Below are 19,303 nucleotides of genomic sequence, written 5' to 3'. Positions count from 1 at the left end.
AATTAGGTGATCCATTTGAAACAAGGGACAACAATTTTGACTCTCGATAACGGCTACCATTTATGGACCAATACGCAAGGTCACGGCGACATTAAATTACTTTGTCTCCACGGCGGCCCTGGTGGTAATCATGAATACTGGGAAAACTTTGGCGAAAAGTTAGCCGACTTAGGCGTTCAAGTTACCATGTATGATCAATTAGGTTCATGGTATTCCGACCAACCTGATTATTCAGATCCAGAAATTGCTAAGAAATACCTCACTTACGACTACTTTTTAGAAGAAGTTGAAGAAGTTCGCCAAAAGCTGGGCTTGGACAACTTCTACTTGATTGGCCAATCATGGGGTGGCGCCTTAACGATGATGTATGCTTTGAAATATGGTCAGCACTTAAAGGGTGCGATTATTTCCAGCATGGTCGACAATATTGAAGAATATGTGGTCAACGTCAACAGGTGTCGTGAAGAATGCTTGCCAGCCGATGCCGTCGCTTATATGAAACAAAAAGAAGCTGAAGGTAACTGGAACGACCCTCAATATCAGAAATACGTCGACGTTTTAAATGCGAATTACGTTGATCGGAAACAACCCAAAGCTATCTCACATCTGATTGATACTACTGGGACTCCGGTCTACAACGCCTTCCAAGGTGATAATGAATTTGTCATCACTGGTAAGCTCAAAGAATGGGATATTCGTGATCAAATCCACAACATCAAGGTGCCAACGCTATTAACGTTCGGTGAACATGAGACCATGCCATTAGCTTCGGCTAGACGAATGGCCCGCGACATTCCTAATTCTCGTTTAGTAACAACCCCAAATGGTGGTCATCATCATATGATTGATAATGCCCCCGTTTACTTTGATCATTTGGAACAATTCATTAAAGATGTTGAAGCTGATCAATTCAACAAATAACCAGTATCACCTAAAAACGCCCACGAGGCTTAATCTCGCAGGCGTTTTTGTTATCATTAGTTTTTAAACATTCAAAATCCAGAGGAATAAGATGAAGACGAAGAACAACACGTACATTAACGGATGAACTTCTTTGGCATGCTTCGTTGCTACCATCGTAATCACATAACTGATGAACCCTAACGCAATCCCATCCGAGATACTATAAGTTAACGGCATCCCGATAACAGTTAAGAAGGCTGGCACTGCGATTTCAAAACGATCCCATTGAATCTGCTTCAAAGATTGTGCCATCAATACCCCGACAATAATTAGCGCTGGCGCCGTTACTTGCGTGGTGACCACGTTCAACAATGGTGAGAAGAACAAGCCTAACAAGAACAAGATTCCTGTCACCACCGCACTCATCCCAGAACGACCACCCACGGCAATCCCAGCAGATGATTCAACATAAGCTGAAGTTGGGGAAGTCCCTAAAACGGAACCGACTAACATCGATGTTGAGTCAGCCATTAAGGCTTTTCCGACCCGTGGCATCTTATTATCCTTCATAAAGCCAGCTTGTTCAGCCAAGCCGACCAACGTCCCAGCAGTATCAAAGAACGTAACCAACAGGAACGTCAAGACAACAATCACTAATTGTAAGCTATTAATATCGCCAATATGTGCTAGCGCAACCCCAAAGGTCGGCTTTAAGGATGGTGCCGCTGAAACCAAATGAGTTGGCATTTTAATCAAGCCAGTCACCAAGCCCAAAATCGAGGTTAAGACCATCCCAATAAAGATCCCACCGGGAACTTTACGGCTCATTAAGATCAACGTTACGATTAACCCAAAGATGGTTAACCATGTCGTACCGACACTCAATGAACCTAGACCAACTACAGTTGACTTGTTGGCAACAATCAAACCACCGCCATGCAACCCGATGAAAGCAATGAAGAAACCAATCCCAGCCGAGATAGCTAACTTCATATCCCGTGGAATCGCATCAATAATCATTTCACGCAACTTGAAGATCGTAATAATGATGAAGATGATCGACGCCACGAACACACCAGCTAAAGCCGTTTCCCACTTAACACCCATCCCGATAACCACGGAATACGTGAAGAAAGCATTGACCCCTAACCCTGGTGCAATCGCAATCGGATACTTAGCGACTAATCCCATGAGTAAACAGCCTAAAGCAGAAGCTAACGCCGTTGCAGTGAAGACGGCCCCTTGATCCATCCCAGAAGCACCTAAGACACTCGGGTTAACAAACAAGATATAAGCCATCGAGACAAAGGTTGTCAATCCAGCGACCGTTTCTGTTCGCATCGACGTCTTCAGTTCTGAAAAATTAAAATATGCGGCAATTTTATTCATAATTTCCTCCAGATAATTAAAATAATAGCTTTTGCACATCTGTAAACGTTCGTGTTTTTCTCTCTTACAACATTTTTAATAGTATCATTGTCCATTATTAAATGCAATATCCGAACACTAATTAATTTAGTTCAATATTACATTCTATTTTTAATTTAACGCCAGTTGGTTTAAGATGTAAGTGATTACATGTCTTTAACTAAGGTTTTTATCGTTGGGGGAGGATGATCAGTTTGGCTAGTTCAAAATTTAGTGCCATTTTTTTCTTAATTCTGTATACCATCTTATTAGGACTCGTTTTGACCATGCATAACATGGCCGCCATGTATTTAATGGGCATTGGGATGTTCTTAGAAGCTTGTGAGGGCATCTATTGTAACTTTTTCCGGCATTAAGTCTAGTAAATGTTCGGTTTTACGTGCCACCGGTGGCAAAAAAAGCGGCGCCTCACAACCCTAGCTGGTTACGAGGCACCGCTTTTTAACTTTAGGACTCGGTTGAATGCTTCTGTTGTTCTAACTGTTCAACTTGTTGATTCAAAGTAATGACCTGCCCGAGGACCCCCGCAATTTGTGTATCCCCCAATTTTTTAACCCACATATCAAAATGTTGGGTAATGGCTCGGTCAATTAAAGATTCAATCCGTTGCCCCTGCTCGGTCAAATGCAAATATAACCGGCGTCTGTCTTGTTGATCAGGCACCTGAAAGACATAGTGCAAAGCTAACAACGACTTAATCTGCCGTGAAATCGCACTCCGTGTCACCTGCCGTTGCACCGCAATATCATTTAAGGTGACTTGATTAACCGTTGCAATACGTCTTAAAATCAAGAATTGTTCAAAAGAAAGCTGATTTTGACTCAATGGCCAGGCAACTAAGTCAGTCATCATTGTCAATGTTTTCTGATAGGCATCAAAGTAGGTATTCAACAACTTATCAAGTTCCGCATTATTCATTGTTACCACGACCCTTTCTCATCTAACCATTAACTCGTTTGTAAAATATAACACACCTTTAACTATTCTGCATTAATTCCTATATTGAACCCCTTTTTTTTACAACGTAAAGCATCCTATCTAACAATTTAAGCCGACAAAGTGTATGATGGAATTAGCTAAACCGCTTACGAAAAGGAGCTGAAAGTATGTCGCTGACATCGTTGCATCAAGTCGAATTACGCTTAATGCAGACCGTCGTTAACATCTGCGATGCGGAACACATTGATTACTTTTTAATTGGTGGTTCCTTACTGGGCGCCATCCGTCATCAAGGCTTTATTCCTTGGGACGATGATATTGATATCGGGATGCGCCGAGAAGACTATCAACGATTTTTAACTGTTGCCAATCGCCACTTAGACCCTAATGCTTTTTTCTTACAAACTGGCGCTAGTGATCCCGATTATGGGCTCAGTTATATGAAGCTATTGGATGTTAATACGTATATTGAAGAAAAAAATAACGTCAATAATGCTTTTAAAGGGGTTTTTGTCGACATCTTTCCGTTTGATAAAATTCCAGCGGATGAAGATCTCCGTCGCTCCCAACTCATGCATTATAAATTGGCGGACGCAGCCATTTTGTTACGTTTAAATTATAACTTTGTAAAAACGCCGTTACGGCAACGATTAATTAAGCGAACACCGCAACAACTAGCCGAGGTCAATCGTCTTAAACAAGAACGTGAAGGCTACATGCGGCTATATGAACAGTCTGATTCGCGGACTTATAAAAATCTAGCATCGCAATACGATTATGACAAAGAGATTCTCTCTTACGCCGAATTAACGCAGTTAGAACTCGCACCCTTCGAATCAATGCAAGTTAAGATTCCACAGGCTTACGATGCTATCTTGACGCGGATGTATGGTGATTACATGCAACTGCCACCAGAAAATCAACGAGTTGAAAAACATCTGAACAAACTAATCATTAATAATCATGACAGCTTACAATAGTCACTAGTGTGGTTCAGGAACAACTCGAGTTGCTTCCGAACCACGCTTTTTTTAATTTTTTTGATGAACTTTATAGCTTTTTTACGTATGTTAACTATTAAAGCTAACCGAAGCTAATTAGTTGCGGCACGTCACAATCAATTAGCATACTTAAATGATTTAATGGGGGGATATTAAAAATGGCAGCAAAACTATTTGGTATTATGATGATTAATGTGCAAAGTATTGAACTCTCAATTGTAAATTTACGTACCCTCCGCCAGATTGAACGGGTCCGTTCTGACGTTTCATTAGGTGAAGATATTTACGACCAACATACGATTGATTATGATTCGGTCGAACAGGCCGCTCAGGCGCTAACTGGCTTCATCCAAATCATGCATGATTATGGCGTCAGTGATTTTCATTTATGGGGGTCCTGGTCCCTGTCATCCGCTAACAATGCCGACTACATTCAAGATCAGTTGTTAGTCCGCACAGGCCTAAAGATTGACTGGTTATCTAGTAGCCAAGAAACATATTTACGTTCGGCCGCAGTCGCCGTCCACTTTCCGAAGTTCAAACAAATGAGTCAAGCACCCACCTATTTACTAGGCATTAACTCTGGCAGTGTTGGTATTTCGCACTACGACCAAGGTGCTTTTGTCTTTTCACGTAGTCTCCGGTTAGGCCCCGTCCGAATTGCTGAAGTCCTAGAAGATTTACAATCCAGTGTCCCCAATTATGTTGAGGTTTTGGACGACTATATTTCTAGTCAGATTGACGACTTTGGCCGATTCTTACCGGCCACCCGCCAGCAACCTAGTAATGTCGTCATGTTAGGCGTCCCACCGTTTTCAAATTTATTTCGCCAAGAACAAAATAAAGCCGGCGTTAAAGAATTAAGCAAAGCCGATTTTCAGGCCCTTTATCAAGATGCCATCAATGCCTCCGATCAATACTTAATGGACAAATATGAAGTCGATGAAGCGGATGTGCGCTTAATCATTCCTGAACTATTATTAATTAATGAATTGTTACAACTAACCGCAGCTAAGACCATTTGGTTCGGTAATGTAACAGCATTAGATGGGCTTATCATTCAAGAAGCCGTAAAATTAGGTTATAAAAAATATAACTTTAATGATCAAATTGTCACGGCGGCTAAAAATCTAGCCAGTCGCTATAACGTTGAACCGAAGCACCGTGATCTCGTGACGAAATTCTCCTTGCACTTATTCGATCAACTCAAGCCACTACACCACCTTGGTAAACGTGAGCGGCTATTATTACAAGTGGCCGCAATTGTTCACGACATCGGTAGTTATATTGACCCGCATCAACATTACATGCACTCAGATTATGTTTTACGAGCGACGGAATTAACCGGGCTAACGAATATGGAGAAGCAAACAATTGCGACCATCGCCCGTTATCACAGTGCCCAAACGCCTTCGAAGGATATTAAGCATTTTGAGCACATGAGTTTAGAACAACGTTTAGTCGTTTCAAAGTTATCCGCTATTTTAAGAATCGCGGATGCTTTAGATGATGGTCGGCAACAAAAGATCAATAAAATATCCGTTTCCATCAAAAATCCACGGGTGGTCATTACGTGTTATGCACATGACGATCTATTTTTAGAAAATTGGGTGTTCTCGCAAAAGTCGGAATTCTTTAAGGAGGTCTTCGGCCTAACACCTGTCATCAAACGTCGGGGGGTTCGTTAATATGAATTATCATAAAGAAAGTTATTACACCAATCGCGAATTAAGCTGGATGGACTTTAACTATCGGGTCTTAGGTGAAGCCCGGGATAAGGACAATCCACTACTAGAACGGGTCCGTTTTTTGAGTATCACGCAAAGTAACCTTGATGAATTTTTCACCGTGCGGGTGGCCTCATTGCGAAAACTCATTTCGGTCAACTACACCCAAGTGGATTCAGCTGGCATGTCACCAGCCGAACAAGTCGCGGCGATTAGTGACCAGGCCCACGAAATGGTCCAACGACAATACAACACGTTGAACCGTTCCTTATTACCTTTGCTTGAACAACACGGGATTCGGTTACTCAAAATCGACGACTTGACCCCTAGCCAATATAATTTCGTTAAAAATTATTTCGATGATGAATTATATCCAGCGCTAACGCCGATGGCCGATGATTCTTCACGGCCATTCCCATTCATCGGTAATAATACATTAAATATTGCACTCCGCATTTATAAAAATGGCAATAAAAAAGAACGCAAATTTGCCACCGTGCAAGTACCGGATGTCTTCCCTCGCGTTGTCGTTTTACCTGGCGCTGAAAATCAATTTATGCTGATTGAAGACATTATTAAAGCATTTGTCGGCTCATTATTTATTAACTACACCGTCAAAGAAACTAGTGCCTATCGTGTTATTCGGGATTTAGACTTGGATGTGGCTGAAGAAGATACTTCCGATTTATTAAAGGAAGTCCAAAAGCAACTTAAAATGCGTGAACATGGTAAAGTCATGCGCTTAGAAGTTGAAAAAACGATGAGCAAGCATCAACGCAACCGGTTGACTAAAGCACTTGGCAGTCAAGAAAGTTCCCTGTATGTCATTAACGGGCCACTAGACTTAACTTTTCTTTCCAAGCTCGTTAAAGCAGTTACCGGGCACGCTGATTTGAACTACCCGGCTTATCACGCTTATTACCCAGCCGTCTACCGGGAACAATCGATTTTTGACCTCATCAAGGCCCATGATATTTTAATGCAATATCCTTACGATGACTTTCAGCCCGTTGTGGACTTTATTCATGAAGCCGCTGAAGATAAGAACGTTTTAGCAATCAAAATGACGCTCTACCGAGTTTCAGCAGATTCACCGATTATTAAGTACTTGGGTCAAGCTGCCCAAAATGGCAAACAAGTTACCGTATTAGTTGAGGTTAAAGCGCGCTTTGATGAAGAAAACAACGTTCATTGGGCTAAAAAGTTAGAGGAAATGGGTTGTCACGTCATTTATGGCTTGATTGGTCTCAAAACTCACTGTAAGTTAGCCTTAGTGGTGCGGCGGGAAAATGAAGGTATCAAACGCTACATGCACATGGGGACTGGGAACTATAACGACGTGACCGCACACTTTTACACTGATATGGGCCTTTTCACGGCTGATACTGATATGGGGATTGATGCTTCCAACATTTTCAACATGTTGTCTGGCTATTCTGAACCACCCTACTTCCACAAATTGCATATTTCACCCGATGGCATTCGTGACTTCATTAACGAGAAGTTAACGGCCGAGATTGAGATTGCTAAAACTGGACGGCCAGCACTGGTCAAGATGAAGATGAATTCACTATCCGATCCCCAAATTATCAGTAAGCTCTATGAAGCTTCACATGCCGGCGTGAAAATCCAACTGATTATTCGCGGTATTTGTTGCTTACGCACGGGGATTAAAGGCGTTTCTGATAATATCGAGGTTCATTCGATTATCGGTCGCCTGCTAGAACATAGTCGTATCTACTACTTTAGCAATGACGGTGAACCACAGATTTACCTTGCCAGTGCGGATATGATGACCCGTAATCTTAATCGGCGGGTTGAATTGCTATTCCCACTTTTGCAACCAGAAATTCGTGACCGTGCGCAAGCGATTTTTGAAACCATGTGGCACGACACCGTCAAAACGCGGATTTTACAAGCTGACAATCAATACGTCAAGTGTGATCGTCGTGGCTTACCAACCTTAGACTCACAAGCGACTTTCATGCACCAAGCGGAGCTCAAAGTGGCGGCCGACCATCCCACACCAACGCCAACCAGTAGCGCCCATCAATTTATTCCAATGATGAGCCCGAAAAATGACCCGAACCCTTTAAACGATGAAGGAGATGCCTAATAGATGGAAAATTTTGCCGTAATTGACTTAGGGTCCAATTCATGTCGGATGACGATCACGCAAATTCAAGCGGATGGTAGTTATGCCGTTACCCATCGACTCAAAGAAATGGTACGACTCTCTGAGAACGAGGATGTCACAGCGGTACCAACCTTACAACCAGCTGCCATTGACCGCACTATTGCGGCCTTAAAAACGTTTAAAACCGTCTATGATGAACTACCAAACTTGACCCTTAAAGCGGTTGCCACCGCGGCGACACGGAAAGCGAGTAATCAAAAAAAGTTTTTGAAGCAAGTCAAAACGGAACTTGGCTTAGACATCGAAGTCATCCCCGGCAACACTGAAGCTTATTATGACTACCTGGGTGTGGTGAACACGTTACCAAGCACCAATTGTGTCATGATGGATACCGGCGGCGGCAGTTGCGAAATAGTCCTCATCGTTAATGGTCAGGCCAAACAATTGATTAGTTTACCGATTGGCGCCGTTAGTTTATCTGAAAAATTTGCCTTAGCTGATCAAATTCCTGCTAATCAATTATTTAAAGCGATGACTTTTGTTGATAAATTATTTAATAGCGTGTGGTGGTTACGTAATGGTCTGAACCTCCCCTTAGTTTGTCTAGGTGGTAGTAACCGAACCATTGCCAAAATCAATCGCCACCAGAGTGATTTTCTGAACTTTGAAGCGATTCACGGCTACCGTTTAAAAGACATTGACATTTATCACACTTTTGATGAAATCTTAGCCCAAGATGCCACGGGCCGGGCCAAGATTCCCGGGCTCGCTAAAGATCGGGCTGATATTATCGTCGGCGGGATGATACCGGCCATCACCTTGATGCGTTTCTTAGATGCTGACCGGATGACCTTTTCTCAAAACGGCTTACGAGAAGGTATCTTATTTGAACATTTAACTGCCTTAGCGGAACAAAACAGTAAAATTATCACCGAATAATCAACAATACAGATAAACTTAGTTAACTCTTATTTTAGACTGTGGAAATGGCACTATACAATAAAGACCCGGCTATGCCGGGTCTTTATTGTATAGAAAATTACATACTTGTCTATGCTCGCTACTTGCTATCATTTAACTTCTAATTTAATCAAACATAATTTTCTAAATTCAAATTCACTTAATCTCTGCCGTTACCATCAAAGTAGCTCTACCAACTGTATGCGACATCATTGTTAAATTCAACATTGCGGGTGTTGCCTCTGAATCAATCTTTAATTTTTCAATATCAAGCGCTGTAACTGCTATCAAATATCGATGCTTCCCAGTCCCCGGGAAAGGTGCTGGACCAGCATAAAATGGTAACCGAGCATCATTTTTAAGATGTTTAGATCCGAATGGTAAATTTTTTTGAGTCGGATTACCAGCATCAGTTGACAAATTGGTTATAGTTGCAGGAATATCATATAGTGCCCAATGCCAAAATCCAGAACCAGTCGGAGCATCTAAATCATACATAGTAAGAGCAAAACTCTTGGTTTCAGGCTTAAAGCCAGTCCAACTTAACTGGGGTGAAAGATTCGCAGCGCCCTCAACACCTAATTGATCAAACGGAACCGGTTGATTAGATGTCAGATTATCACTTGTTAGTTGAAACGGATCAGTTGGTATTAAATTATTTTCCATAACAATCTCCTTAATGATTATATTTAATATTATGAGTCTACTTCAAATATAATCAGTTGTCAACGAATCGTAAAAATGATATTATATAAAATGAAAGGAATTAATAAACAATGGACTCAACAAAAAAACAATTATTACATTTAATTTCAGTAGGTCATTTAGTAAAATCATCAGAATTAATCGATATCTATGCTAAGCGTGGCTTCAACGCAATGAGTATCAGAAATACACTTTCTAAGTTAAAAAAGCTTAATTTAATTAAGACCATGAAACGTGGCGTTTATGAAATAACTGAAAGCGGTCAAGAATATATCGATGTGTTAAACAATAAATATATCCCTGAAGACCATTTTAATAATATCTTTTATTTTGTATTACTAAATATCCCTGAAAAAAATCGCAAAGAAAAAGATAGTTTTAAAACGGTTTTAACCCAATATGGTTTTGGCGCATACTTATCAAACATCTATATTTCTCCTAATGATAATCGCGCTGAAATTAAAGTAGTCGCCCATAATATGGCACTCACACAGTATGTATCTACTATCAGTGGCACTTGGGATGAACCAAATTTGAATGACAACCTAATACAAAAGATTTGGCAACTAGATAAAGTCAGGACGTTATATAAAACAGTAAATGCTTTCCTAATAAATATAAAACCCGAAGATTTAACTGACGACTCAGATTTATTCAATTTATATTTAGATATTGGAAACTTCATTAGCAATATTTTTATAACAGATCCATTTTTACCAGCTGAATTATTACCCACTGATTGGCAATATCACCATACATTACAACATCTTTTTTCAACATATGACAAAATTGCACACACACTTAGGAACTCTAAGTTTAATAAATTTATTGAATGAGGTTTTAAAAAATGAAAAAAATAAAAGAACTAAAATTTTCGTTTAGCATTAGTATCACTTTCTTGATGGTATTACTGATGATTATTTATAATCTAATTTGGGCAAATGGTTTAGCCTTTCATGCAGTTGCATTCGGCGTACTATTTGCTCTAATCCCAACATTTATCATTGCCTTATTAGTCAGCTTTATTATCGTTACACCTATATTAACTAATCTTTTTAAGATTTATCCGAATCTCTCATCAAAAATATTCTTTATTCGGATATTTTTGATGTGTATGCTAATGTCGCTATATGCATCAATTACTGTAGGTGCCTTTTGGGGTGATGAAAAATTATCAATATTAATTAGTTTTATATTTATTCTATCTAGAAATATCGTTGTTGCACCTATTTTTAATCGATTTTTTGTACTACCATTTGTAAAAAAAGTTTATGGACGTTAATATTTAGCCGTAATAATTTTAAAATGTCCCCTTATAGCTGAATATTCATTTTAGACTAATGGCTCGTAAATTTCCTGAAAATACTGGAAATTTACGAGCCATTTTTATTTCGTCTGCGCAATTATCATTTTGTAAAAGACAGCAACCAGCACCACTAACTAGTTCGTCGGTTTGGTGGTTTGTTCCCGATCACGTTGCCAACTAGTTGGGCTCCACAATTGGCCTTCCATTGATCCACGGAGACTTTCAATCTCAGTCTGCTGTGCTTCAATCACACTGATAATACCGGTAATGGTTGCGGCATTATCGGTTGTTTGTAACTTTTGCAGCGCCTGGACTGCCCAAGTTGCTTGATCTTGTTCACTCATCTAAATCCGCCTCTCTAATTAGTCTCATCCAATTGTACTCAATTGATTATGGTAAACCAAGTAATCTGCCTATCGTTGGATGTGAACTACTCGGTCATAAATAACCGAGCTTCTGAGAACACTGCCAACTTACACAATAGTGACTAGCACTATGCCCAGCGGTTACAGCTATTTATCACGGCTCGTTCCGAGCCTAGCTAGTCTTTTCTTTAAGCATTCAATATGTTTTTGGCGGCGTTAATGTCCCGATCGTGGTTAACGCCACATTTTGGACATGTCCATTGCCGAATAGCGAGCCCATGCTTGCCATCATCATAACCACAGTCAGCACAGATTTGGCTAGTTTTTCTAGGGTTCACAGTGACCAGCTGCTTACCATACCAAGCACATTTATATTCAAGCTGAGTGCGCAGTTCCCGCCAGGCTTGATTGGCAATTGCTCGAGCTAACCGATGATTGCTGAGAAGATTTTTGGTTTTCAAATCTTCAATTTTAATCACATCGTACAACGTTACCAGTTTCTTGGTGAGTTGATGCAAATAGTTATTTCGCTGATTAGCGATTTTTTCGTTATATTTGGCAACCATGAGACGCGCCTTGCGATAATTACTGAAGTCGTTCAATTCACGCGGCTCTACTACTTGATTGTGTTTATCCCACGCAATTTCTTGCATGGCTTGTAACCGACGTCGGGCTAGCCGTTTTTCCCAGTAATGTTTCTTTTGCGATAAGGCTTTATCAAAACGAATGGTGGGATATTTGACCCCATCACTGGTAATCATTAGATCCGCTACGCCCATATCAATCCCAACCGATTGCTTAGTTTTAGGCAGTTTTTGGACGTCATTATCGACTAACACAATGGCGTAATATTTGCCGGTAGCGGATAGCCGGATTGTGACATTCTTAATCTTACCGGTGAGTTGTCGGCCAGATTTAAAGGCAATATTTCCTAGTTTGGGTAATCTGATCAGGTGTTGGCTTGTTTGACTAATATTATGATTGACTGAATTAGACTGATAACTCTGTTTGGGAAACTTACGTGATTTGAACTTCGGAAAACCAACGTGTTCCTTAAATAATTTCTGAAAAGCATGATGTAAATCACGACTAACATGTAAAAGACTGGTTGATTCCGCTTGCTTGAGGAATGGGTATTCCTGTTTGAGACACTTAATCAGATCATTCATGCCAAATTCGTTGACGTAGGCGCCACCGTTATTATGGCGCTCAATCTGCATGCTCAATAGTTGGTTCCAAACAAAACGACAGCAACCAAAGTTGTTAATGATTTTTTCTTGTTGATTAATTTGAGGGTATATTCTTGTTTTAATTGCCCGCAGTGTCATCTAAAGATACCTCTCTTATTCGTCGGCCGTTGATATATTTAACAATTACTTGCTGGTTAGTGGTGCCGATAACTTTTGCGGTACATTAACTAATAAGTGGCTACAATCGTCGTGACCAATTTCCATCCGTTCAATACTAAATCCGTATTTTGAAACAATTTCTACTAAATAGACGCTACTTACAAACCAAAAAGCGATTCATCATGTCCTTGAAAGAACGTGTTTCCTCGCCTAATTTCAAAAAAGATCTAAGACTGACGTCCTAGACCTGAATTTGCTTAACCAACTGCTTGTTGATCATCATCATATAGTTTTTGTTGAATTTCTCGTAATTCAGACTTACGCACTGAACGTGGTAGAAATGCCCGAATATCTTCTTCGTTATACCCAATTTGCAACCGCCGACCATCATAGATAATTGGTCGTTTCAATAGTTGTGGCTTTTCAACCAATAGGTCCAATAACTGATTAAACCCTAGCTCTGATAAATCAATATGCAAAGCCTTAAAAGCTTTTGACCGCGTTGAAACAATGTCCTCGAAGCCATTTTCAGTTAGCCGGAGGATTTGTTTCAATTCATCGCGATCCAGCGGGTTTGCGATAATGTCACGTTCATTGAAGGCAATGCTATTAGCAACCAACCATGCGCGGGCACTACGGCTTGACTTACTAGATGTTGAATAATATAAATTTACTGTCACGATGAATTCCTCCTAAGTTTACAGTAAGCAATTTCATTACTTACTTTTATATAGTAAGTATACGTTGTTAGTCAATAATAGTCAAGATTTGTCAGATGTTTTTTTATGATTTATTTATGACTAAATTGCGTCGTAACCTTGATGCCTAATAGTGCACCAAAAACGGCACCTCATCAGGAGGTACCGCTCAAAAATATAAACATTACTAACTGCCCAGGCTGGGATCGAACCAGCGACCTCTTGATTAACAGTCAATTATTCTACCGCTGAACTACTGGGCAATTGCTATGTCATATTTATACCACATTTTATGAGAACAGTGCAAGTCTTTTTCTCATTTTATTACTTTTTTTCACATTAATCAGATAATTAAAAATTCAAATTGGATATAGTCCCAACCAAGACATCACAGTAAAGTCTTGGTTTTTTATCATTTTAAGCAACGAATTTTTAATTTCCAGTTCACTTAAATTAGTCTGCAAATCAAAGTAATAATCACCAGCCTTATTTTGCATGGCTAATTGCCAAGTCCCTAGTTCCGCCAGCTGATCAACCGCTGGCATCTGAGCTTGATGGTGAAACAAGACGTGAAAGGTCGGCTTCCAAGTGCCCTGGTCATCCCCAGTTAATTGGATCAATCGCCGGACTTGGCGATGATAACGTCCCGCTGTGAGACTGCCGGTCACAATCCCCACCAACATCACCACGGTCCCGACCGCAACGCCACTTAAAATCCGCTGGACTAATGCCGCAGTTAACTGCGTCTGACCCGCCAAAATAACGGCGAAACACATCAATAACCAAATTCCAACGGCCCACGCATTCAAGCGATTTAAAGCCTGTTCACGTGCTTTGCGCATCACGATCAAGCGTTCCGGCGCATCCGTCATAATCGTCCGTTGCTGGGGCCCAGCTTTAAAGTAAACGACCGCCAACCCCAGTTGATCGAACTGATACGTTGCCACTGGCTGAGCAGCCGCAACCAATTCAGTTAACGTTGGTGTGGTCACGTATTCTGTTAGTATCGGTGCCACAATCGGCTGTTTGCTAAAGTGATACCGCCAACCACTAACTTGCGTCAATTGCCAGCCATGTTGGCCCTGCCGATTCAACCAGCGCAATTCTGCGACTGATCCTTTTAAAAAATGCCGAATTTTTTGCATTTAATTTGACCTCCAACTTCAGTTGTCTGCCGATGAGTGTCTGAGTTGGATTTCTATTATATTCGGATTGGTCTATTTTTCAAATGATATGAAAGCTTAGTTCAACTTGATTACTAAGTGTCTCTTGTTCACAATCGCAGTTAGTTAACGATGGCGCACCTTGTACCCACTTGGTTAATTGGTCTAGGCAACAGCCCATCCGCTACTGCCACAACCACGTCACCCGTGGATCCAGCTGTATTAATTAAGTCACTTATATTTGTACAAAAAAACTGTGACCAATGGCAAGTTAGTCACAGTTTGTCGCTTAAGATAACTTAACTTTCTGGTAAAAAGCCCTGGCGCCGCGCAATTTTAAAGAAATCACGTCGCTTGGCCGCTGAACCTAAAGCTGCTTGCGTCATCTGACTTAAATGTTCGTCCCGCGTATTAGTGCCCCGGTGCTGATAATAAGCATGTAACGTCTCATCAAAAGCCGTTAACGTTGCTTGATACGCTGCCGGTTCCTCGTAATGATCCTTAAACAAGACTGCTTCTAGTCCCAGTCGCGGCTTTTTAGCTGACATTGTTGCCGGATACCCTAATTGAAACCCGAACACAGGTAACGTTAAAGCTGGTAAGTGCAACAGCTCAATGACTGCTTGGGTATCATTATTAATCGATCCCAAAACGACACTCCCCAGACCTAAACTTTCTGTAACCATGACCATCGCTTCGGTCATCAGCGTGGCATCTTCCACACTGCCCAGAAACCGGTCTAATTCCGTCAAGGCACGTTTGGCATTGGGGGTCGCGGCTAGTTGGACATTCCGGTTTTGGTCCGCTAAGACGACCAGTAAACGCCCCTGATTGGCAACCATTGGTTTAGTCGTAATCGTTGCCAGCTTGGCCCGAATTGCCGGGTCCGTCACTTCAATTAAACTATAAGCTTGTAAGTATTGGCTAGTTGGTGCTTGCTGGGCCGTTGTAATAATTTGCGTTAAGATCGCATCACTCACCGATGCTGTCGTAAAATTCCGGTGCGTTCGATGCGCATTTAATGTCTCAATAACCGTATTTTCCAAAGAAATGCTCCTTTATCCCTGAACCAATTCCGTCGACCATTGTGTTAACTGCGGTAAATCATCCACATTTAAGTTAAACACGATGCGTTCACAAACTTGATCAATCTGAATACTCCGAAATAGCGGATAACGCGTTCGTCCAAGCGGTTGTTGCACAATTATACTTAGGGTGTTCAGCTCATCTAAAACCGTCTCTAAGAGGGTGATTGACCGCTGGGGGAAATATTCACGTTGTAAAGCGGGCGTATCTAACGATTGCCCTAGCATGCATTCAACATCATGCCGCGTTAACAATAGACTTTCTGGATGTTCATTAATGAGTCGTTGTAAAATCTTTAAGGTTAACCCACTTTCGAATTCGTTACGAAACCGAAACCGCGTTTGAAAACGAGCTTGAACAAATTGCAATAACGCTTTTCTCAATTAGACCATCCTCCGATTAGAACCTGGTCTAAGATACCACTGATAATCGTCGTCCGCACGACTTAGCTTTCAAGTTACCCAATATGATTTTCTTTTAAAATCAGGTCAACTTCCGTCTGCATCGCCGGCGTCTTAACCCACTCTTCCCAATGGTCCATTGATTCATCTGGAATTTCAAAAGTTTCATTAATATAGGCTTGATAATTTTCAACATGGACTGAATGGGGAATATTCAACTGTAAAATACGGACTTGTTTAATAAAGCGACGTTCAGCCGCTAATTCAGCCCGCCCATTCATCACCATGTTGCCGATTTCCATATAGGTTGTCCCGTCATTGCGGGTAATTTCTTCAATTAAATCTAACGTTTCATGATTTTTCAAATCCAATCCCTCACTTCATTGTTAGTATAGCGGGCGCAGCCAACCATGTCAAAATGACCATTTAGGCTTTTCAAGGCCAACACAAAAAACCACTATCCAGAGATAGTGGTCGGCATAAGAGAGAAAGAGAATTGATTAGAAGGTAACTAAATACCTTACGAATTAAGAATAGTCGATATTGTAAGCGTTGTCAACGATTATTGAAAATAAATTATTTAATTGTCAACGTTGACGTAAATTAACAAAAATTAAGCCAGCAAAATATAGCTACTAAGGACGATAGCCTTGATTAAATCATCTTTTTAAGTTAATTAGTTCACCGAATAAGGCTTAAATACTAATTCGCCGATACCAAAAAATCGTAATCATCATTTCTGATAATTACGATTTTTATTTTAATTAAATTATTTTGTTGATTTTGTGACGCCCGCCCCAGTCAAGGTCGTTGAGGGGTGTAGAATCGTCGACGGATGGGTGACCACACTCGTCAGTGAATGCCCAGAAATGTTAACCAGCATTAAGAAGACGACCGCAATCGCCAGTACACTAGTGAAAATCCGAGTTCGCCATGGCATCGTTTCAGAAATCACACCACCATAAAAGTCCTTTTGCACATTTCGAGCAACATGGGGATTGTCAGGTTCTGCCTTTTGCCGTTCGGCCACAACCTGTGCCTGATAAGCGTCAATGTCAAATTGTTTTTGCAATTCTTTGGCATCATTTTGATACTTGTGCTTATCTTTTTTCGATAACGCTTTGAACCATTTGATGAATTCTCGGTATTCCTTAACGACTGTTTCGGTCGGACCGATTTGCTTTAAGTCTCCATATTGAATCCAGGCCACCCGATCACAAATCATTTCGATCTGTTTCAAGGAATGACTGACGAAGATAATAGTCTTACCCTCACCCTTAAATTCCTTAATTTTTTCCACACACTTTTGATAAAACGTATCATCACCAACCGATAGCGCTTCATCAATAATCAGAATATCTGGATTAATGTGCACCGCAATTGAAAATCCAAGCCGTGATTTCATCCCAGACGAATAACTCTTAACGGGTTGATACAAAAAATCGCCAATATCCGCAAAAGCCACAATATCATCCAACATAGTATCAATCTGATGATTGGTCATTCCCATCATCAAGGCTTTCAACCGGATGTTTTCTAACCCAGTCAACTCACCACGCAGGCCAGAATTAATCGCAACAATCGACGTATCGCCGCGAACATCCACGACCCCCGTTGTTTGGGGAATTACGCCCGAAATGATATTCGATAACGTCGACTTACCAGAACCATTGACCCCAATTAAGCCTAACGTTTCACCAGGATTAACTTCCAAGGAAATGCCTTTTAAGGCCCAAAATTCTGGAATTGGCTGGTTAGAAATAGAGAAAAAAGCTTTTAATTGATCCGAACGAGTCTTAAACAAATCAAACTCTTTGGTCACATTTTGAACTTTAATTTTATAATCAGTTGTCATTTTAATACTTCCTAATATTCTACGATTTATATCCTAATAACACAGTATTACTAACTGCTATATGGTACTAGAGAAGTCGGTTACCGTCAAGCTAGACCCCACGAGCTTAATCTAAAATTAATGGCTTGTGATTTCAGGCACAATATCAGACATAACCGCCTGTTTGAGCCATGCAAACGTTCGCATTATGTTTGAAAATGAAATATACTAAGGGTAACCGGATATTTTGTCAGGCATGCATTGGAGTGAATGAGACGATGAAAATAATTGAGCATCAAGCAAACGGGATTAATTATTATACATTAGTGAACAATCATCATATGAGCGTGACCATTATGGACTGGGGCGCCACCATTACCGCAATCAAAACACATGATAAGGCTGGCCAGTTCGCCAACGTCATTTTAGGTTTTGATGCTGGCGAAGATTACATTAACTATCAATCTTTTTTTGGCGCCACCGTAGCTCGCGTCGCTGGCGTCATCAAAAATGCCACTTGGCGTCACCATGAACTCACCCAAAACTTTGGTGAACACCATTTAAACGGCGGTAACATGCCACAGATTGCATTTGAGCCTTGGTTTCTCGAACGGAAGCTACAAACGGCAGATCAAGTGGGCCTAGTCATGCAATACATTACACTTGATGGTGAAAATGGCTATCCCGGGACGATGACAATTACCGCCAATTTCATTTTAGACAACAATGGCAAATTCACGATTAGTTATACGGGTAAGAGTGATAAAGCCACCCTCTTCAACCCAACTAACCATACTTATTTCAATCTCAGCGGGAATGCTGACCGCTTAATCGATCACCAAGTCCTCAAAATCAACGCTGATGAATATTCAGCCCTCAATAAACACGGCTTGCCAACTGGTAAATTGCCATGGGTTACGAACACGCCGTTTGATTTTCGCAAACGGACTGAAATTGGCCCGCAAATCAAAAAAATTAACGGCGGCTTACACCATGGATTCGTGTTGAATACCACGCCTCATCCACAAGTCGAACTGCTTGATCGGATTAGTGGCCGCAAAGTCACCCTCAAAACCAATGCCAAAGCTATCGTTGTTTCGAGTGCGACTAACTATCGCGATGACCGTTATCGGCTCAACGGTGGTAAGCCCATGCGCTCACAATTAGGACTCTCATTACAAGCTCAAATGCTCCCCGATGCCATTCATCATAAAGAATTCGGCAACATTATTATCGAGCCTAATGTCCCAGTGACCTATCAAACCGCTTATCAGTTTTCAAATATTTATGATGTCTAATTA

General features: G+C 40.9%; 20 protein-coding genes, 1 tRNA gene and 1 pseudogene. 9 read left to right on the top strand and 13 right to left on the bottom strand.

Going from position 1 to position 19,303, the window contains the following annotated elements; genetic code table 11:
- Positions 1 to 15: 15 nt before the first annotated feature.
- Positions 16 to 921, top strand: a complete 906-nt coding sequence (locus tag C5Z26_RS11015; protein ID WP_105449994.1) for a proline-specific peptidase family protein — start codon at positions 16 to 18, stop codon at positions 919 to 921.
- 63 nt (positions 922 to 984) lie between these two features.
- Here C5Z26_RS11015 and C5Z26_RS11010 read toward each other — a convergent pair whose 3' ends face one another.
- The gene (locus C5Z26_RS11010; RefSeq protein WP_105449993.1) at positions 985 to 2,292 is read right to left on the bottom strand and encodes an NCS2 family permease; all 1,308 of its coding nucleotides are present in this window, start codon (positions 2,290 to 2,292) and stop codon (positions 985 to 987) included.
- 233 nt (positions 2,293 to 2,525) lie between these two features.
- Here C5Z26_RS11010 and C5Z26_RS11005 point away from each other — a divergent pair, with 233 nt between their 5' ends.
- Positions 2,526 to 2,687 carry a hypothetical protein gene (locus tag C5Z26_RS11005; RefSeq protein WP_105449992.1) on the top strand — a complete coding sequence of 54 codons (162 nt, stop codon included), beginning with the start codon at positions 2,526 to 2,528 and terminating at the stop codon, positions 2,685 to 2,687.
- 91 nt (positions 2,688 to 2,778) lie between these two features.
- On the opposite strand, the gene C5Z26_RS11000 is transcribed toward C5Z26_RS11005, so the two are convergent.
- The gene (locus C5Z26_RS11000; protein ID WP_105449991.1) at positions 2,779 to 3,249 is read right to left on the bottom strand and encodes a MarR family winged helix-turn-helix transcriptional regulator; all 471 of its coding nucleotides are present in this window, start codon (positions 3,247 to 3,249) and stop codon (positions 2,779 to 2,781) included.
- Between the two features lie 188 nt (positions 3,250 to 3,437).
- Here C5Z26_RS11000 and C5Z26_RS10995 point away from each other — a divergent pair, with 188 nt between their 5' ends.
- From C5Z26_RS10995 to ppx, 4 genes are all read left to right on the top strand, one after another.
- A complete protein-coding gene (locus tag C5Z26_RS10995; protein ID WP_105449990.1) occupies positions 3,438 to 4,250 on the top strand; it encodes a LicD family protein in 813 nt (270 codons plus the stop codon).
- A 179-nt stretch (positions 4,251 to 4,429) separates the two neighbouring features.
- On the top strand, positions 4,430 to 5,959 hold the full coding sequence (locus tag C5Z26_RS10990) for a Ppx/GppA phosphatase family protein (protein WP_105449989.1): 1,530 nt from the start codon (positions 4,430 to 4,432) through the stop codon (positions 5,957 to 5,959).
- Between the two features lies 1 nt (position 5,960).
- Complete coding sequence (locus tag C5Z26_RS10985; protein WP_105449988.1) at positions 5,961 to 8,114, top strand: RNA degradosome polyphosphate kinase; 2,154 nt, start codon at positions 5,961 to 5,963, stop codon at positions 8,112 to 8,114.
- A 3-nt stretch (positions 8,115 to 8,117) separates the two neighbouring features.
- Positions 8,118 to 9,074, top strand: a complete 957-nt coding sequence (gene ppx, locus C5Z26_RS10980) for an exopolyphosphatase (RefSeq protein WP_105449987.1) — start codon at positions 8,118 to 8,120, stop codon at positions 9,072 to 9,074.
- Positions 9,075 to 9,251: 177 nt separating this feature from the next.
- Here the strand turns inward: ppx and C5Z26_RS10975 are convergent, their stop codons facing one another.
- Complete coding sequence (locus tag C5Z26_RS10975) at positions 9,252 to 9,761, bottom strand: YbhB/YbcL family Raf kinase inhibitor-like protein (protein WP_105449986.1); 510 nt, start codon at positions 9,759 to 9,761, stop codon at positions 9,252 to 9,254.
- A 110-nt stretch (positions 9,762 to 9,871) separates the two neighbouring features.
- On the opposite strand from C5Z26_RS10975, the gene C5Z26_RS10970 reads away from it, so the two are divergent.
- A complete protein-coding gene (locus C5Z26_RS10970) occupies positions 9,872 to 10,636 on the top strand; it encodes a PaaX family transcriptional regulator C-terminal domain-containing protein (RefSeq protein ID WP_105449985.1) in 765 nt (254 codons plus the stop codon).
- 11 nt (positions 10,637 to 10,647) lie between these two features.
- A complete protein-coding gene (locus C5Z26_RS10965; protein WP_105449984.1) occupies positions 10,648 to 11,082 on the top strand; it encodes a hypothetical protein in 435 nt (144 codons plus the stop codon).
- A gap of 158 nt (positions 11,083 to 11,240) precedes the next feature.
- Here C5Z26_RS10965 and C5Z26_RS10960 read toward each other — a convergent pair whose 3' ends face one another.
- The 10 genes and pseudogenes from C5Z26_RS10960 to C5Z26_RS10915 form a co-directional block, all read right to left on the bottom strand.
- Positions 11,241 to 11,450, bottom strand: coding sequence for a hypothetical protein (locus C5Z26_RS10960; RefSeq protein ID WP_105449983.1), 210 nt, complete (start codon positions 11,448 to 11,450; stop codon positions 11,241 to 11,243).
- A 209-nt stretch (positions 11,451 to 11,659) separates the two neighbouring features.
- The gene (locus tag C5Z26_RS10955) at positions 11,660 to 12,799 is read right to left on the bottom strand and encodes an RNA-guided endonuclease TnpB family protein (protein ID WP_105449982.1); all 1,140 of its coding nucleotides are present in this window, start codon (positions 12,797 to 12,799) and stop codon (positions 11,660 to 11,662) included.
- Between the two features lie 66 nt (positions 12,800 to 12,865).
- Positions 12,866 to 12,967, bottom strand: a pseudogene (locus C5Z26_RS12835) (IS200/IS605 family transposase); the annotation flags it as partial.
- A 110-nt stretch (positions 12,968 to 13,077) separates the two neighbouring features.
- Positions 13,078 to 13,500, bottom strand: a complete 423-nt coding sequence (locus C5Z26_RS10945) for a Spx/MgsR family RNA polymerase-binding regulatory protein (protein ID WP_105449981.1) — start codon at positions 13,498 to 13,500, stop codon at positions 13,078 to 13,080.
- 209 nt (positions 13,501 to 13,709) lie between these two features.
- Positions 13,710 to 13,781, bottom strand: a tRNA-Asn gene (locus C5Z26_RS10940).
- A gap of 96 nt (positions 13,782 to 13,877) precedes the next feature.
- Positions 13,878 to 14,663, bottom strand: coding sequence for a hypothetical protein (locus tag C5Z26_RS10935; protein WP_105449980.1), 786 nt, complete (start codon positions 14,661 to 14,663; stop codon positions 13,878 to 13,880).
- 317 nt (positions 14,664 to 14,980) lie between these two features.
- Positions 14,981 to 15,727: a nitroreductase family protein gene (locus tag C5Z26_RS10930; RefSeq protein ID WP_105449979.1), complete on the bottom strand. Its 747-nt coding sequence runs from the start codon at positions 15,725 to 15,727 to the stop codon at positions 14,981 to 14,983.
- 12 nt (positions 15,728 to 15,739) lie between these two features.
- A complete protein-coding gene (locus C5Z26_RS10925) occupies positions 15,740 to 16,150 on the bottom strand; it encodes a hypothetical protein (RefSeq protein WP_105449978.1) in 411 nt (136 codons plus the stop codon).
- Between the two features lie 74 nt (positions 16,151 to 16,224).
- On the bottom strand, positions 16,225 to 16,533 hold the full coding sequence (locus C5Z26_RS10920; RefSeq protein WP_105449977.1) for a hypothetical protein: 309 nt from the start codon (positions 16,531 to 16,533) through the stop codon (positions 16,225 to 16,227).
- A gap of 404 nt (positions 16,534 to 16,937) precedes the next feature.
- Positions 16,938 to 18,023, bottom strand: coding sequence for an ABC transporter ATP-binding protein (locus C5Z26_RS10915; protein WP_105449976.1), 1,086 nt, complete (start codon positions 18,021 to 18,023; stop codon positions 16,938 to 16,940).
- Between the two features lie 257 nt (positions 18,024 to 18,280).
- Here C5Z26_RS10915 and C5Z26_RS10910 point away from each other — a divergent pair, with 257 nt between their 5' ends.
- Complete coding sequence (locus C5Z26_RS10910) at positions 18,281 to 19,300, top strand: aldose epimerase family protein (RefSeq protein ID WP_105449975.1); 1,020 nt, start codon at positions 18,281 to 18,283, stop codon at positions 19,298 to 19,300.
- Positions 19,301 to 19,303: the final 3 nt, after the last annotated feature.

Source organism: Lactobacillus sp. CBA3606 (genome assembly GCF_002970935.1).
Taxonomy (GTDB): Bacteria; Bacillota; Bacilli; order Lactobacillales; family Lactobacillaceae; genus Lactiplantibacillus.
This window is presented reverse-complemented; position numbering and strand designations above follow the sequence as displayed.